This window comes from Luteimonas sp. MC1895 (genome assembly GCF_016457215.1).
Lineage (GTDB): Bacteria > Pseudomonadota > Gammaproteobacteria > Xanthomonadales > Xanthomonadaceae > Luteimonas.
Map to the genome: position 1 here is coordinate 621,503 of NZ_JAEMDY010000001.1, position 15,260 is coordinate 636,762.

A 15,260-nucleotide genomic window follows, 5' to 3' on the forward strand; every position below is an offset into this window, starting at 1 on the left:
GCCCCCCTTTCTGCACTCGACGACAGATGAAAATGCTTCAAGTGAGTACGTTGTCCAGATGCTCCGGCAACGACCCGACCACCACGCACTGATCCCTCACATGCCAATGGAAGTAGACTCGGAACCCGTAGCGCGGGTCGCGATCGCTGCTGCCCTTCACATGCCAGTCCAGGTTGACGCGCTCCTGCTTGTAGTCGGTGCTGTAAGTTTCGCGGCTGCGGTGATCGGATGCGGAACGGCCTACCGGTGAAAGATCCAATCCGAGCTCCGCCAAGCCGTCCTTGAACTCCTCGCCGCCGTTGCGCCGTGCCGGCACGTACCGTTCGGCCAGGAACCACAGAACCCGGTAAGCAAACGGAATATCCAGATAACGCGAGTTCTTGGCGCTGCGCAGCGCCTTCTTCGTCAACACCACGCGGCCGTCGAGATGCGCGTCGCACCAGCCCTCCAGATCGTCCCAACTATCAGGAAAGGACGGCTCGCCAGAACCCCGGGCCTCACGAAGCTGCTCCAACAGATCCTGGACGCGGCCTTCCAGGTGCAGCGCGCGACCACGCAGCGTGTCCATATCATCCTGCAGCTTGCTGCGTTCAGCCTTGATGCTCGCAAGGTCGTCGACCAGCCTCGCGTTGTCTTCCTCGAAAAGCCTGCGCAGCTCGGTTTCCGATTCCAGCGCTGCGCGCAACGACACCACGTCGTCATCGCTGACCCGTTGCCGGGACGCGAGCTCGGCCTTCTCGCGGGCCTCGGCGATCTGGCGCCGATGCACCATGTCGCGGACACGGTCGAACGCCGGGATCGAATCCTCGCGCTCAAGAGCGCGCAACGACAGGTAAGCGGCTTCGCGCAGCAACGCGTGGCTCAGCCCGTTCAGGTCGAGCCCCTGCGCAGTCAGCTCCGTTGGCGACCACAAAGGATGGCGACCTGGGGCATCGCCGGGGTCGAATCCGGGGCGGAACATGCGCACGCTCGCGCCTGCGACCGCTGCGTCTCGCCCCACCGCCTCGTTGAACGGCCAGGCCATGTCGCGTTCCAGGACGAAAACCTGTGCCAGCCCTCCAAGCTTGCTCGACAGGCCCAGCGGATCGAGCAACTGCTTGGACTGATCATCCTTCCGGTAGGTCGAGAGCACCACAACCGGGCGCGTGCGACGCATGGATCGCAGCGAATCCAGGGCGTACTGCAACGACTTCTGATCCCGAATCCATATCGGGCCGGCATTCAGCGCCGCGCCGTCGTTGGCGTCGTGCAGGCCGATGCCGTCCACCAGCCGGGTGACCAGTTGCGGGACGCTGGTAGGCGGCTCGGGCGAGCCGCCGGGCGAAATCGCGGTGAGCGTGACCGAAACTGCCGGCGTGGGCTCGACATCCAGCAACACCATCTCCACACGCCAGCGCCGGCCCTTGAACCCGCTGTCCACGGTCTCGGCCTGCAGCGCCCAGACGCCCTTCTCCGGCAAACTGACCGAGGTTGCGGAATGCCCCTTGGACGTGCGCAGCTCGAAGCCGTCCGCGTGCGCCGTCGGCACCTTGAAGCCCTTCTTGCGAAGCCAGTTCAGGGCGATGTCGCGGGCGTCATTGAAACTCCCGGCGCGCGCCAGCCTGCCGGCCACCGCAATGATGGGGTCGGAGCGACGGGACATCCTGGCGGCTGGGGCAGACAGCGCAGGTTCGACCGGTCTTGATGAACTTGCAGCGCGCTCGTCGCGGACGGGTACGGTTGGCTCGTCGGCAGCCGCCACTGCCATTTCTACGGCGGCGAGCGGTTCCGGTTTCCCGACCTGATCGCCTCCAGTCGCGGGCGCCACCGGCGCGGCATCAATGGCAGGCGTTGTCTGATCGTCTGGCGGGCTTGCCGCGCCTGCTGCGCCAGGCTTCAAAACGACTTCTGCTTGCGGAAGCAGATTCAGCCCGGCGTGGATGCTCGCGGCCAACGCCTGTCGGGGCATTGCGTCCGGCCCAGCGGCCCAGCCCGACACCTCCGTAGCGAATGCCGGCGCCCGCGCAGGCTCCTTTCGGGCGAGGTAACGCGCCTTGCGCTGCCGCATGTCTTCCAGGTCATCGAGAAACCGCAGCGCCGCACGGAACAGGCGGTGGCGGCCCGGCACGGTGGCGATCTCCAGTGCGCCGCGCAGCGTCTCGGCCTGCCGTTGCCAGCGAGCCAGCGCCTCGTCGCCCGGCGGGCCACCCACCGAACCACGCTCCAGCTCGCGCTCCAGCGTGCGCAGGGCGTGCTCGGCGGCGCCCGCGTCCAGCGGCGGCGTGGCCTCGTGCGACTGCGCGGTCATGGCAGCGCGCCCGATTGCAGCCCGTCCCACGCCTCCAGCACCAGCCGCCGGGTGCGGTATTCGCCGAACTCGCGGAGTTCGTTGTTCTTGAGCACGCGGAAGGTTTCGCTGGGGTAGTCGGCGCCCATGACGTCGGCGGGGTCGAGGATGTAGCGCAGTTCGTCGTGGGTGAGGCCGTAGAGGCGGGCGTAGTACGCGTCCAGTTCGGCGCGGAGGAGGGCGCGGCGCTCGGGGGCGAAGGCGAAGGGTGGGCCTTCGAAACCGAGGTCGCGCGCCCAAGGGGCTAGATCGTGGGCGGTGTAGGTCAGCTCTAGCACGCGCGGGACGATGAAGGCGAGATCGAAATCGCTGTAACGGACTTGAGTGAGTACCGGCAGCTGCTTGGGGATGAAGAAGTTGAAGTTGATGCCCCCAAGCTTCTGTCTCGCAACAAAGTCGAAGGTCAAGCTAGAAACATTCGCCACAAGTGCGGCGACCAACTGCGGCGTCATCTCGGCCTTTGGAAGTACCAAGTGGCAACTGTTACCAACTCCCGAGAGTGGGAAGAGCGCACCTATGACGCTGCGCTCATCCGTGGCTCGCGCGATGCCGCGCCATCCGAACAACCAGTCGCGCTGCCAGTCCTTTTCTTCAAGCCGCTGCGTGACTTCGGACTCCTCCACCCAATACCGCGGCGTCACTCCGAAATCCGGGTCGACCTTCTCGGCCAAAGTGACATCACGGCTGTTGCCGTCGTTGCCATACGTGGCCCAGCGATGGTCGAACTGGTGGATCAGCTTGGCCTCGTACAGCGGCAGCAGTCCCTCCCCCGGCGTGTCGGCGAAAAGGTGGCTGTCGTTGGACATGTGGAACATCGTCATGAAGCGAATGCCCCACGGGTTGCCATCTGCCCGCACCTCGTCGATCAACACGGGCGCGGCGCGATAGAGCTTCTTGGTCAGCTCGGCATCGCGCTCACTGCGGAACACCGGGAAGGTGAGCGTATTGGGGTTGATCAGGCGGAACTCGTCGGGGGTCAGTGTGAAACGGCGGCGCGGGTCGTGGAGCTGGGCCACCTGGGTGGCGAAGCACACAAACTGCGCGCGTTCGGCTGCGCCCAGGGTGAGCAGGCAGAACTTGTAGCTGCGATGCACCGACGGGAAGATGGCCTCGCGGTTTTCGAAGTCGTACAGGCTGACCAGCCGGCCGCGCTGGGTGATGTCGCCGAAGTAGGCCTTGGTGCTGTCGTCGGTGGCGATGCCGGTGGGCACGATGAAGCCGGAACGTCCCGATTCGGCGGTCACCTGGCTGATGGTTTCGGCAAAAAGCGCGTAGGTGTTCACGTCGCCAACGCCGGTCAGCGGATAGCGGCCGCCGTCGTCGCCCTTGACGTGGACGAAGGCGCTGGCGGCCTCGGCGGTGCGGCGTGCGCTCAGGAACTCCCGGTACAGGCGTTGCTCGGTCTGTGCCTGCACCGCGCTGTAGCCGGCGTCGGGCTGAAGGTGCGTGGCCAACATGCCCTCGCTCAACCACTGGATACGCTGGCTGCGCTCGGCCTTGTTCTTGGCCTCGGCCACATCCGTGTTGCGGCTGGCGAAGAATTCCTCCTCCTGCAGCTTGATGCGCTCCCACGGCGGGTTGCCGAGCACGCAGGCAAAGCCGCCGGCCGCATGCACCAGCGGGAAGGCCAGCGGCCAGTGCAGCACGCTGGCTTCCTCGCAGACCTTGCGGGTGGCGGCGCGCTTGCCGGCGTGGCCGGGGGCGGCGTGATCGCCCAGCAGTTCCAGCACCACGGTGGCGGTGGTGGGCACGTGGTCCTGGGTCGCTTTTGTCTTGGGCAGCAGGAAAGCGGCCAGCAGCATGTCGGCGGCGTGGCGCAGCGAGCTGTCGGCGGATTCATCGGCAAAGGCCTGCCAGGCGGCCTGTTTGGCGGCGATCTGCTCCAGCGTGGCGTCGGGCAGCGCTTCCAGCGCGCGCAACTGCTCCAGCCCGCCGGCGCGCAGGCCGAGCAGGTCGCGCTGGCCGAAGCTCTGCGCGGTGCGCTTGCGTTGCAGGTCTTTGAGTTCGGCGGCGTTGCGCTTTGCCAGTTCCTTGCAGACGTCCTTGTCGTCGCCGGACAGCGGCTTGAACGCATCCTTGGGGATGCCCTGCTTCAGCGCGGCCAGATCGGTGAGGCCCAGCAGTGCGTCGCCGCATTGCAGGTGGTGGTCGAGGAAGCCCAAGGGTTTGTCCGGAGTCATCGCCTCCAGCCACAGCGACATGCGCGCCAGCTCGATGGCCATGGGGTTGCGGTCCACACCGAAGATGCAGTGGGTGACCACATCGCGCAGGGCGTGGCGGAAGTCCTCGCCGCTGGGCGTGCCCTGCGCACGCAGCTGCGCCAGGCGCGTGGCCAGCCGGCGCGCGGCGCCGAGCAGAAAGTGACCACTGCCGCAGGCGGGATCGCAGACGGTAATGGACAGCAGCGCGGCCTGAGGGTCGGCGGCGCCATGGGTGCGCTGGGCGATCACCGGCTCCAGCGCGGAATCCAGCAGTTCCTGTACCAGCGCGTCGGGCGTGTAGTAGCTGCCGCTGGTCTTGCGCGCGTTGCCCTTGGACGCATCGGCATTGGCGAAGCGGAACACGCGGCCATCGGCACTGATGTCGGGCACCAGTTCCAGCAGGCTTTCGTAGACGCTGCCCAGTTCTTCCGGGCCCATGTCGCGCCAGTTGATGCGGGTGAGGCTGCGGCCCTCGCGCATCCAGCCAAGCTTGGCCACGGCTTCGAGCAGGGCCGCGTTGCCAAGGGTGCCGGCGTCGAGGTCCGGGCACTGGTCTTCGGCGAACAGGCCACCGAGTGCGGGCAGCGCCAACAGCGGCTGGCCGTGGGCCAGGCCCGCCAGCACGGGCTTCAGGCCCTCCCACAGGTCGGCGTGACGATCAAAGGCGCGCCGCTTGCGGGCACGCTCGCGCAGGCGGCGCAGGCTGTAGCCATCGGCATAGAGCGTGATGGCATCGGCATCGGCAGCGGCCGGGTGCAGCAGGCCGCGCTCCTCGATGGTGAGCAGGAAGATCAGCCGGTAGACCAGCCGCAGCAGCTGCTGGAAATAGGCATTGCGATCCAGAGTGCCGCTGGCCAGGGCATCGCGCAGCGGCTGGTTGGCGGCTTCGGACAGGAAACCCTGGCCCAGCGCCAGCAGTGCTTCTTCCACGCCTTGACGGAGCTTGTCGCGGGCGCGGGTGCCTTGTTCCTTGCTGGCCTCGCGCCAGGTCTCCAGCGGACACTGCGCCGCCAGCGCATCCGGGTTGCCGAAACGGCTGGCGTGGATCAGCAGCCACAGCAGCGAGAAGTCGGCGTAGCGTTCTTCGCTGAAGATGCGCGCGAGGTCGGCCTCGATCCATGCCGGGCGGGTGAGGCTGGCGTTGTCGCGCGCCAGGCGCAGCAGGCTGCCGTTGCTGGCGATGCCCCACACGGCCGCGTCGGCGGCATTGAGGTAGTCCTGCAGCAGGCCGAAGGCGCTGCGCTGGCGGCCACTGTCGCCGTAGCGGCGGTCGCGCTCGTCCAGGCGCTGGTGGGCAGCGGCGATGACCAGCGGCAGGCGGCCTGTGCGGGCGCTGGCGCTGATGGGGTACAGGCGTTCGCCGATCTCGACCGGCGCGGCGTGTGGTTGCAGGTCGCTGGCGCCGAACACGTCGCGCATGAGCGCCTGCACGAACCGGCTGGCCAGGGCGTGCGGGTCTTCGGCCTGCTCGCGCGCGTTGGCGAAATCGCTCCAGTGGGCCTGGGCGATGCGCCAGTAGCGGCCCACTTCATCGCGCAGGTTCAGGCCCTTGGGGATGCCATAGTCGGCGGGCGACTGGTGGGCAGCCTTGAGCGCGGCGATGCTGGCCAGCCATTCGGCGGGCAGCAGGCCGCCTTCGATGTGGATAGCGTCGAAGGCCAGGGCGGCATCACGGCGGCTCATGCGCCGGCTCCGGGCATCAGCACGAAGGCAGCGATGACATCCACCGGTTTCAGCGCATCCACCTTGTAGCGGCCGCGGGCGTCGGCCGCCTCGCGCACGCGACGGTGGTCGGCCAGCAGGCGCTCGGCCTGGGCGTCGGCGATGGCCTCCAGTGCATCGCGGCGTTCGTCCATCAGGGCCAGCACGCTGTGCATCTCGCGCTGGCGCACCGGTTCGGGCAGGTTGCCGCTGGCCGGGGCCTGCAACCATGCCAGTAGTTGATCGCCCTGCACTTCGGCCGGATTGGCGCGGCCCTGCCAGGCCACCGGCAGCGCTTCTTCGACCAGCAGCACGCTACTGCGGCCGGAACGGGTGGTGGTGATCTGGTGGCGCAGACGCAGCAGCAGCACGGTGGTGACGGCCTGCACCGCCGGACTGCGCCAGACGCCGATGCGGCCCAGCGTGGCGAGCTGCTGGTTGTCGCGGGTTTCGCCGCTGACGGCGCGCTCCAGCAGCTCGTCGGCCAGGGTGCTGACCAGCGGGTGGCTGCGGCTGACGTAGCGGCAGCGCGGCGCGGGCGGTTGGGTGAAGTCGATGCCGATGTCGCCTTCCAGGCCAGCCGCTTCCAGGCGCTCGCGCAGGACGCGCGGTAATGCGGTGAGCGGCGCGGTGGCGCCGCGCCTTGGGCGGAACAGCAGACCGGCTCCGAGGCGGGACATGGCCTCGGTGGTGAAGCGCCGGACGTCTTCGCTGTCACCGAGCACGGCTTTCATGCGCTCCCATTCGGGCAGCACATCGGAAGGCCGCAGGCGGCGCTGGGCGAACACGGTGCGGTTGGCCTTGGCCTTTTCGGCCAGCGAGGTCCAGCGCACGTCCAGTTCACGGGCTTCCTCGAACTGGTCGAAGTCGAACGCCTGCTGCGGGCCGCCGGCGCGCTCGCTGCGCAGCATCACCGCCTTCATCAGGGCCTGGGTCAGGGTGTGGTCGTCGTCGGGCATCGGCACCGGTACGCCGAGCTCCTCGCGGATCTTTTCCGCCTTGCGCAGGATCACCTGCAGCACCGCGCCGTCGACCGGGTTGTTGGCGCCGTACATCAGGGTGGCGCGCACCTTGGAGCTGGGCTGGCCGAAACGGTCGACGCGGCCTTCGCGCTGTTCGTGGCGGGTGGGGTTCCAGGACAGGTCGTAGTGGACCACGGCGTCCAGGTGCTGCTGCAGGTTGACGCCTTCGGACAGGCAGTCGGTGGCGATCAGCAGGCGGCGATCGGCCTCGCCCAGCGCTTCGACGCGGCGCTCGCGCTCTTCGGACGGGAACTCGCCGGTGACCACGTCCACGGTGACGCCGCGAAACTTGCCGTCCAGGTGCTCGCGCAGGTAGTTGGCGGTGGCGATGTAGCGGCAGAACACCACGGGGTTGAAGCCGTCGGCGATGAGCTGCTTCAGGTGCTCGTGCAGCAGGCGCAGCTTGGGGTCGTCGTCCTCGCCCGCCAACGCGCGGGCCTGGGCCAGCAGGGCGTGCAGGGCCGGGTCGCCGGTGTCGGCGGCGGGGGCGACGTCGTCTTCATCCAGATTGTCTTCGCTGCCGTCGAACAGGGTTTGCAGCACTTCCTCGGGGGCGTTGTCGACCTGTTCGGCCAGCAGGCGGGTGTTCAGCGCCTGGACTGCGGCGGCCGGGCTTGAGGCCACGCAGCGCATCAGCGCCAGCGTGCCCCAGAAGCTCAGCCGCTGGCGGCGGGCGTCTTCACCGGCGCGCTCGGTCACGTCGCGGCAGTAGTCGAGCACGTCCTGGAAGAACTTGTCCCACTGGCCTGTCAGCTTGTAGGTAATCTCGGTGGTTTCGCGCTGCGGGAAGACGCTGCCGTCTTGCCACTCGTCGATGTCCGGGCGGCGACGCTGGACGAAGTGCTGGGCGAGCTGCTCGCGCAGGGTCTCCTTGAGCGCGCCGCTGGCGGTGGCGAACTGGGCGAAGTCGCGCTTGAGCAGGGCCAACAGGCTGTAGAAAGCCTCCTGGTCGCCGCTGTGCGGGGTGGCGGTAAGCAGCACCAGGTGGCGCTCGGCATCCGCCGAAATCTCGCGCAGCAGTTCGAAGCGCTGCTGGCGGGCCTGGCCGGTGCTGACGCAGGTATGCGCCTCGTCGACGATGACGAACTCCGGGCAGGCGCGGATGAAATCGTGGCGGTGCCGGTCGGACTTGATGTAGTCGAGACTCACCACGGTGAAGGCGTGGGCGTGGAAGATCGAATCGCCGATCGGCAGGCCGCGCTCCAGGCGCGCGGCGCTGCTGGCGGTGACGGCCACGGCCGGGATGTGGAAGCGTTCGTTGAGCTCGCGCACCCATTGCTCGACCAGGTGCGGCGGACAAAGCACGGCCATGCGCTGGATTTCGCCGCGGTCGTACAGCTCGCGCGCGATCAGCGCGGCCTCGATGGTCTTGCCGATGCCGACGTCATCGGCAATCAGCAGACGCACCGGATCCTGGCGCAGGGCCATCAGCAGGGGCACGAGCTGGTAGGTGCGCGGCTCGACCGAGATATTGCCGAAGCAGCGGAACGGGCCGGCGCCGCGACGCAGCGCCATGCGCAGGGCGTCAGCGAGCAGGATGGCATCGTGCTGGCTGCCTTCCTGCGCGGGATCGGGCGCGGGGAACTGGGCGGAACCGATGTCCGGCTCCAGCCCGGCGTGAATCACCGCGCCTTCGTCCTCGCCGCCGGACAGCGGGCGCAGGCGCAGGAGTGGCGTGACGCTGCCGGGCTGGACGATCCATTCGCGGCCGCGGGCGCGGACCAGGGACCCGGGGGTGAATTGCAGGGCTGGTGTGTTCATCAATGACGCAATCAGAGGCCGAGCAGCCGGCCCAGGCGCTGGAACAGCGGCGGCCAGGCGGCGGTGTCGGCAGGGAAACGGATGAAACTGTAGCCGCGGTCTTCCCAAGCGGCCTGCAGTTCACGGGGGGTATCGGGCAAGGCGACAGCGGCATAGTGGTCCGGCCAGTGCAACACCACCTGGCCGTCGGCTTCGGCGGTGGCTGGCGGCGGTAGATCGGGGCCGTGCTTGGCGCGCTGTGCATGCCACTGCCCGGCCCAACCCGGCGCCGCCGGCGCTTCCGGTGGCTGCACAGGCGCATCGGGCTGGGCCTGCAGCGACGTGGTGACTTGGGCCAGTCGCCACAGCAGGCGCAGCACGCCGCGGTCGCGCCGGTCGATGAGCTCGTGATCAGGCTGGTTGTAATAGGACAGCAGGCAGCGGTAACAGCCGGCGACGCACTTCACCTCCGGCAGGTCGCGCAGCTCCTCCGGCGCGGGCAATGGCCCGGCATCTGGAATGTCGAAGTGCATCACGCGCAGGGCATGACGGGCGACCTGGGCCAGGGCACCGGGATCGTGGGCCAGTCGGGTCAGGACGCCCGCCCCGCCTTCGGTGGCTTCGTAGAACAGCACACCCTGGCGCTCGCCTGCGCTGGGAAGCGGCTCCGCCAGCAGTTCGGCTTCCTCCAGCTGGAACACGGCCTCGATGCCGCGCTTGAGCGCGTGCTGCAGGGTTGCCAGCGTGCGTGGCTCGCAGTCGCCATGCGGCTGCATGAGCAGTGCGTTCTTGTTGTCCTGCACGAAGGGCACGATGCGCTGGGGCGGCAGCCTGTCGTCGTGGCCGGCGTTGTCATCCTCGTCCACATCTTCCTTCACCCACCAGCCGGTGCGGGGGTTGATGAAGAAGCCGAACTGGTTGGGGTTCTTGCGCCGCCGCAGGCCCTTGTTGACCCGGGTAATGGTGGCGCCGGGGCCATAGCGCAGGGTCAGGATGTCGCCCTCCCCGTCCTGCGCCAGCACAGTGCTGGCATCCACGCGGCCGTGCCGGATACCCCACTCGTACACCGTCTGCAGCTCGAAGGCCTGGCGCTGGCGCTCCTCGTCGTTGGCGGTGATGCGTTCGGCCGGCTGGGTGTCGACGTTCTCGATGCGGTACAGGCCATTGATCTTGTGAGCATCGGCCAGCGGCATGCCGCAGGAGTGGCAGTCGTTCCAGTGCGAGGCGAAGTGCGCGGCCCCGCAGTGCGCGCAGACCCGAGCGGCCGACGTGGACAGCAGTCCGCCTGCCGTGGCCTGTTCGGCGCTGGAGAGGGCGATGCGGGCACTCACCACACGGTAGGCGCGACCCTCGTGGTAGACGAGACTGCGCGGACCGAACTCCGACAATGCGAGGAACCGCGGCCGCTGCAGGAACACGTTGCCGCTGCGCACGTCCGCGCGTCCCGGCACATAGGCCATCAGCGGCAGGCGCGGGAAGTTGTAGCCGGGCAGGAAGCCTTCGGTGGCGAGGTAGCGGTAGGTGTAGAAGTCGCTGGAGAACGAATCCTTGCCGTGCAGCAACAGGCTGATCTGATCGTTGGCCTGGCGGTCGCGGCGCTGGGCATCTTCACGCTCGCGGCGATCGGTGATGGCGAGGTTGTTGAGGGTGTTCTGAGCGAGCTGCTTCTGGCGCTGGGCGGAGCTGAGCAGATCACGCCAGCGGTTGAAGGCGGCGTTGAACTGCGCCGGCGCCGAAGTTGCGACCTCATGCGCGAAGGCGCTGGCGCCCGGATACCACGGGGCGTGCGTGGCATCGAGATGACCCGCCATGGCCAGCAGGATCCGCTCCGCACGCCGGGTCGCCAGTTGGGTGACCTCGTCGGTCCGCATGGCGACGGTCAATGCATCGCGGACGGGAGCATTCGGCAGGCCCGGATCAACAACGTTGGCGATGGAAGTCTCCAGCGCCTGGCCGGTGCTCGCCAGCCATTCGGCCTGCAGGTGGCTGCGGATCAGCGACTCATTGGCCAGGTCGAGCAGTGGCGGCCTGACGACGCCATGCACCATCCCTGAAGGATCTCGGAAGAAGTACTGGTCATGGGGGCTGCGCGCGGCGCAATAGGTGACCACCAGCGCTGCTTGGCCGCTGCGGCCGGCCCGGCCTGCACGCTGGACGTAGTTGGCAGGCGTGGGCGGCACGTTGCGCAGATACACGGCATTGAGTGCCGAAATGTCCACGCCCAGCTCCATGGTGGGCGAGCAAAACATCACCGGCAGGAAGCGGTTCGGCTCGCCCTGCTCCTTGCAGGCGGCCTTGAGGTCGCCGGCCAGCTTCGCCTGCTCGGCCAAGCCAAAGCGGAAGCGGATCTCACGCAGGGCACGCAGCTCGGCGGACACCTGCGCCGTATGCTCACGGGCCTCCAGCGCGAACAAGGCGCGGTCCTGCTGGGCTAGTACGTCGGCGACGGTTGCGTACTGGGCCTGGAAGAAGTCGTTGGCCCGCTTGCCGCCACCGTCTCCGGCCAGGAAGCGCACGCGACCGGCATTGAGCCGGTAACCGGGCACATTGAAGAGGGTGTGATCATCCTTGCGGATGAAGCCGCCCGCTTGGGCGATGCGGATCATCGCTTCGAACAGCGCCTGATAATCCTTGCGATTCAGGGAGGCAGCGTGCGGATCGGACCACAGCGTCGAATTGCGCAGCGTCTTGCCCAGGCGGGTCTGCAGACCGCCGCGCAGGATCAGCTCCTCGTCCTTGCCGCGCAGCGTGCGGCCGGATGGCGGCTGCAGGAACAGCCAACGCGAGCCGAGCGGGCGCTCTTCGCGCCCAAAGCCCCACGGATCCCGGAGCAACCGGAGCGATTCGTCGCGACATTGATCGAGCGACTGCTTGTCCAGTGCCGCCGCGTCGACCGCCAGCCCGGTACGCATGTAGTCGAACAGTTCCTGGAATACGCGCTCGCGGGTTTCAGCTGAGGCGTTGCGCAGCAGGGGGGGGGCGTCGGCGAAGTGACTGACATCAGCGCACAACTCTGCAAGGTCCCGATAAGACACGCGCAGCAGCCCGAGTTCTTCCAGATTCGGGTTGGTGTAGCGCCAGCCACGGCGCTGGTCGTACCAGGTGCGGTAGGCAAGGATGAAGCGCAGGCTCTCCTGCGCCTCGGCAAGGTCACGGCCAATCGCGGCGGGATCCTGCAGCCATTCACGGCGGTGGCTTTCGCCAGGGTCCTCGCCGCGCGCCAACTCGCGATCGAACCCAAGCGCGGCACGGACCGCCGCGCCGAGGCCGCTGTCCGATAGGCCTTCCCCACCGGCTTCGCGCAGGGCACGGAAGATTGCGCCGCGCAGCAGGGTGACAAAGGTGAAGTCGTTGAAGTGTCCGGCCTGGAGCGCGGCGTCCTGGCGGTTGTCGGTGAAGCCCAGCAGCTTACGCTTGTCGACGTCGATGCCGTTCGAGGCCCCCCCATGCATCCAGCGCAGGACGCTGGTGGTCAGCAAGGTGGTCGCGGAGCTGCGTCCCTCGGCCGACAGGGCGGCCAGGCGGTTGATGTCCTTGCCCTGCGCGCCGTGGACGTCACGGCACTGCAGGCAGAAGCGGAACTTGCCGGGCAAGAACCAGTAAGGCCGTCCGGTGCCGACGCGGCCATCGGGTTCGACCAGAAGCTGCCGCGCCTCCAGATGGCGATGCGTGCGCTTGAGCCGGGGCTCGCCGCTGGCCGGCGTTTCGATCCAGGCCTCGGGGTAGTCCACGATCTGGCCGGTGAAGTCCAGATCGCCTGGCTTCGGATCGCCGAGCAGGAAGCCCAGGCGCTCACCTTGCGCGTCATCGTCAGCGTCGGAGTCTTCTTCGCCCTTGTCGCCCTGACGAGGCATGTCGTCGATGTCGCGGGCCAGCAGCATCGGACCACCGTCGTCCTTGCGCAGGCGCACGGGGTGGTAGTCCTGGCCACAACTGCGGCAGAAATAGGTGGAGTACAGGCGCTTGGCGGGGTCGGCAGGCAAGAACTGCTGTCCTTCCAGCTCGACAGGGCGGCTCCCGTAGGGATCGAGCGTGGTGTACACCACGCCCGCGCCACTGATGAACTGGTGCAGGCGGAAGGCGAAGAACGCACGATCATTGCCTTCAGCCTTTGCTCGTCGCTCACCCTCGGGAATGGCGGCGATCAGCAGAAGATCGCGGAGGGCACGGCCGGCGCTCTCTTCGTCGGTGCCTGCCTCGGCGGCGAGCAACTCGGTCGCCTTTGCCACCGTGACGGGCTTGGCACGGATCCATTTGTGCCCTTGGTCACGGGTGATGCCGAGCCGCGTTTCCACCCAGATCGCGAGCGGGTTGTCCCGAAGGTCGGCGTCGCTGATGTCCGGCCGGATACCTGCGTTGATCGCGGCAGTCAGTTCGCCGGCGACTGACTCGGCGGTCCTGGCCGGGTCGGTGGCACGGTCCAGGTCCTCGGTCACGACGTTGAAGGCCGGGATCGTGGTCGCGAACAGCGTGGACGCGACCTCGGCCACCTGCGTGTTCTGGTCCTGACGGGTCCCGCCAGAGGCCATGGTGGCCGACGTGCCGATGCATTGCAGTCGCTCGGGCGACATGCGCTCGCGCACGCGCCGGACCAGCATGGCCACGTCCGCACCTTGGCGACCGCGGTAGGTATGCAGCTCATCCAGGACCAGGAACTGCAGGCCCTCGCAGTTGCGGATGACCTGGGTGTCCAGCTCCGACTGCCGGGTCATGAGCATTTCCAGCATCATGAAGTTCGTCAGCAGGATGTCCGGCGGGTTGTTCTTGATCCGCTCGCGCTCGTCCTGGTCTTCCTGCCCCGTGTAACGGGCGAAGGTGACCGGGCCGTTCTCACCCAAGTACTTGATCAGCTCCTCGCGCTGGCTGTTCGCCAGCGCGTTCATCGGATAGATGACGATGGCCCGGGTGCGCGGCGTCGGATCCTGCTCCTTCGCGCGCAGGACGGCGTCGACGATCGGCAAGAAGAAGCACAGCGACTTTCCGGACCCGGTGCCGGTGGTGACGACGAAGCTCTCGCCCTGCCCGGCAAACGCAACGGCCTGCTCCTGATGGCGGTAGAGCCCGATCGGGAAGTGTTTGGCGGTGACAGGGTGCAGCTCAGCTGCTGCCGCCAACTCTGCAGTGGTCCGGCCGAGGCTGTAACGGGGATTGATCTGGATCAGCGGCTCGGGCCAGAAGCGCCCACTGGCGTACTCCTGCTCGACGCCCTGCCCCAGGTCGTCGGCACGAATCGTCGTGAATGAACGGGCAAACCGGCTGTAGTCCCCGATCAAGTGCTGCTTCAGTGCAAATACGTCCAACTCCGCCCCCCTGGCGACACTTGGCCTTCATCTCCTGACATTCGCTTGGCTGCTGTCGCCAAAATCGGGTGTCTGACCCCCAATACTACGGAGTCAGACCCGCAAAAGCAGGTGCGGCGTGCGTAGTCAGCTGCCGCCTGACCTTCCCGGATGTTGGAAACATGCGTGGCCCCAGTCGCAGCAGAAGCGACCACCAATCCGGATGACCCCTTTTCCGCGAATTGGCACGGGCCTTTCTCAGGGCATGGCACGGATTTGGCACGGATTTGGCACGCGCGCCGCGCGGCGCCCACAACGCAAAAGGGCCAACGAGCGCTAACCCGTTGACCCTTGTGCTTTTTCTATGGCGCGCCCGGAAGGATTCGAACCTCCGACCCCCAAGTTCGTAGCCTGGTGCTCTATCCAGCTGAGCTACGGGCGCGTTGTGCAGAAGCGGAATTATGAAGAGGTGAATGACGTTCGTCAATCATCTCGGTGGAACCCATCTCGTTGGAGATGGCGGAGACTGAGGGATTCGAACCCTCGATGGAGCTTTTGACCCCATACTCCCTTAGCAGGGGAGCCCCTTCGGCCTCTCGGGCAAGTCTCCGGGTGAAACGCTCGCGGCCTGCGGCCGTCGAGGTGCGTAAGAATACCGGCTCGACGCGAAACCGGCAAACGTCAGTCCGCGTCCTCCTCCTGACCGCCCGGCGCCGCGGCGTCGTCGCGGTGGATTCGCTGGTAGATCTCCTCGCGGTGGACGGAGACATCCTTGGGCGCGGTGATGCCGACGCGCACCTGGTTGCCCTTGACGCCGAGCACGGTCACGGTGACCGAATCACCGATCATGAGCGTCTCGCCGACCCGCCTGGTCAAAATCAACATGTCGAACTCCTGAGCCGGTTCTGCGCCCGGTCTGGTGGAGGCGCCTGGAGGCGCCACCCGGTTTGATCACCTAGCTGAACATCATAGCGGGCGCTCGCACGGCCGC

5 protein-coding genes and 2 tRNA genes are annotated in these 15,260 nt (G+C 67.4%); all 7 read right to left on the reverse strand.

Annotation, left to right across the window (positions count from 1 at the left end):
- Nucleotides 1–37 precede the first annotated feature (37 nt).
- The 7 genes from JG616_RS02750 to csrA all read right to left on the reverse strand — a co-directional run bounded on the left by JG616_RS02750 (nt 38) and on the right by csrA (nt 15,154).
- On the reverse strand, nt 38–2,287 hold the full coding sequence (locus JG616_RS02750) for a hypothetical protein (protein WP_199391609.1): 2,250 nt from the start codon (nt 2,285–2,287) through the stop codon (nt 38–40).
- Nucleotides 2,284–6,210, reverse strand: coding sequence for an N-6 DNA methylase (locus JG616_RS02755; protein WP_199391610.1), 3,927 nt, complete (start codon nt 6,208–6,210; stop codon nt 2,284–2,286). The genes JG616_RS02750 and JG616_RS02755 overlap by 4 nt, the downstream gene beginning before the upstream one ends.
- On the reverse strand, nt 6,207–9,011 hold the full coding sequence (locus tag JG616_RS02760) for a helicase-related protein (RefSeq protein ID WP_199391611.1): 2,805 nt from the start codon (nt 9,009–9,011) through the stop codon (nt 6,207–6,209). Before JG616_RS02760 ends, JG616_RS02755 begins: the two co-directional genes overlap by 4 nt.
- Before the next feature lie 11 nt (nt 9,012–9,022).
- Nucleotides 9,023–14,263 carry a DEAD/DEAH box helicase gene (locus JG616_RS02765; protein ID WP_199391612.1) on the reverse strand — a complete coding sequence of 1,747 codons (5,241 nt, stop codon included), beginning with the start codon at nt 14,261–14,263 and terminating at the stop codon, nt 9,023–9,025.
- Nucleotides 14,264–14,634: 371 nt separating this feature from the next.
- Nucleotides 14,635–14,711, reverse strand: a tRNA-Arg gene (locus JG616_RS02770).
- 75 nt (nt 14,712–14,786) lie between these two features.
- A tRNA-Ser gene (locus JG616_RS02775) sits at nt 14,787–14,879 on the reverse strand.
- 71 nt (nt 14,880–14,950) lie between these two features.
- Entirely contained in the window at nt 14,951–15,154 is a 204-nt protein-coding gene (gene csrA / locus JG616_RS02780) for a carbon storage regulator CsrA (RefSeq protein WP_199361462.1), read from the reverse strand.
- Nucleotides 15,155–15,260: the final 106 nt, after the last annotated feature.

Bases quoted from the DNA above. Each gene is read 5' to 3' on its own strand.
- JG616_RS02750 (WP_199391609.1), bottom strand. From the start codon at position 2,287: ATGACCGCGCAGTCGCACGAGGCCACGCCGCCGCTGGACGCGGGCGCC.
- JG616_RS02755 (WP_199391610.1), bottom strand. From the start codon at position 6,210: ATGAGCCGCCGTGATGCCGCCCTGGCCTTCGACGCTATCCACATCGAA.
- JG616_RS02760 (WP_199391611.1), bottom strand. From the start codon at position 9,011: ATGAACACACCAGCCCTGCAATTCACCCCCGGGTCCCTGGTCCGCGCC.
- csrA (WP_199361462.1), bottom strand. From the start codon at position 15,154: ATGTTGATTTTGACCAGGCGGGTCGGCGAGACGCTCATGATCGGTGAT.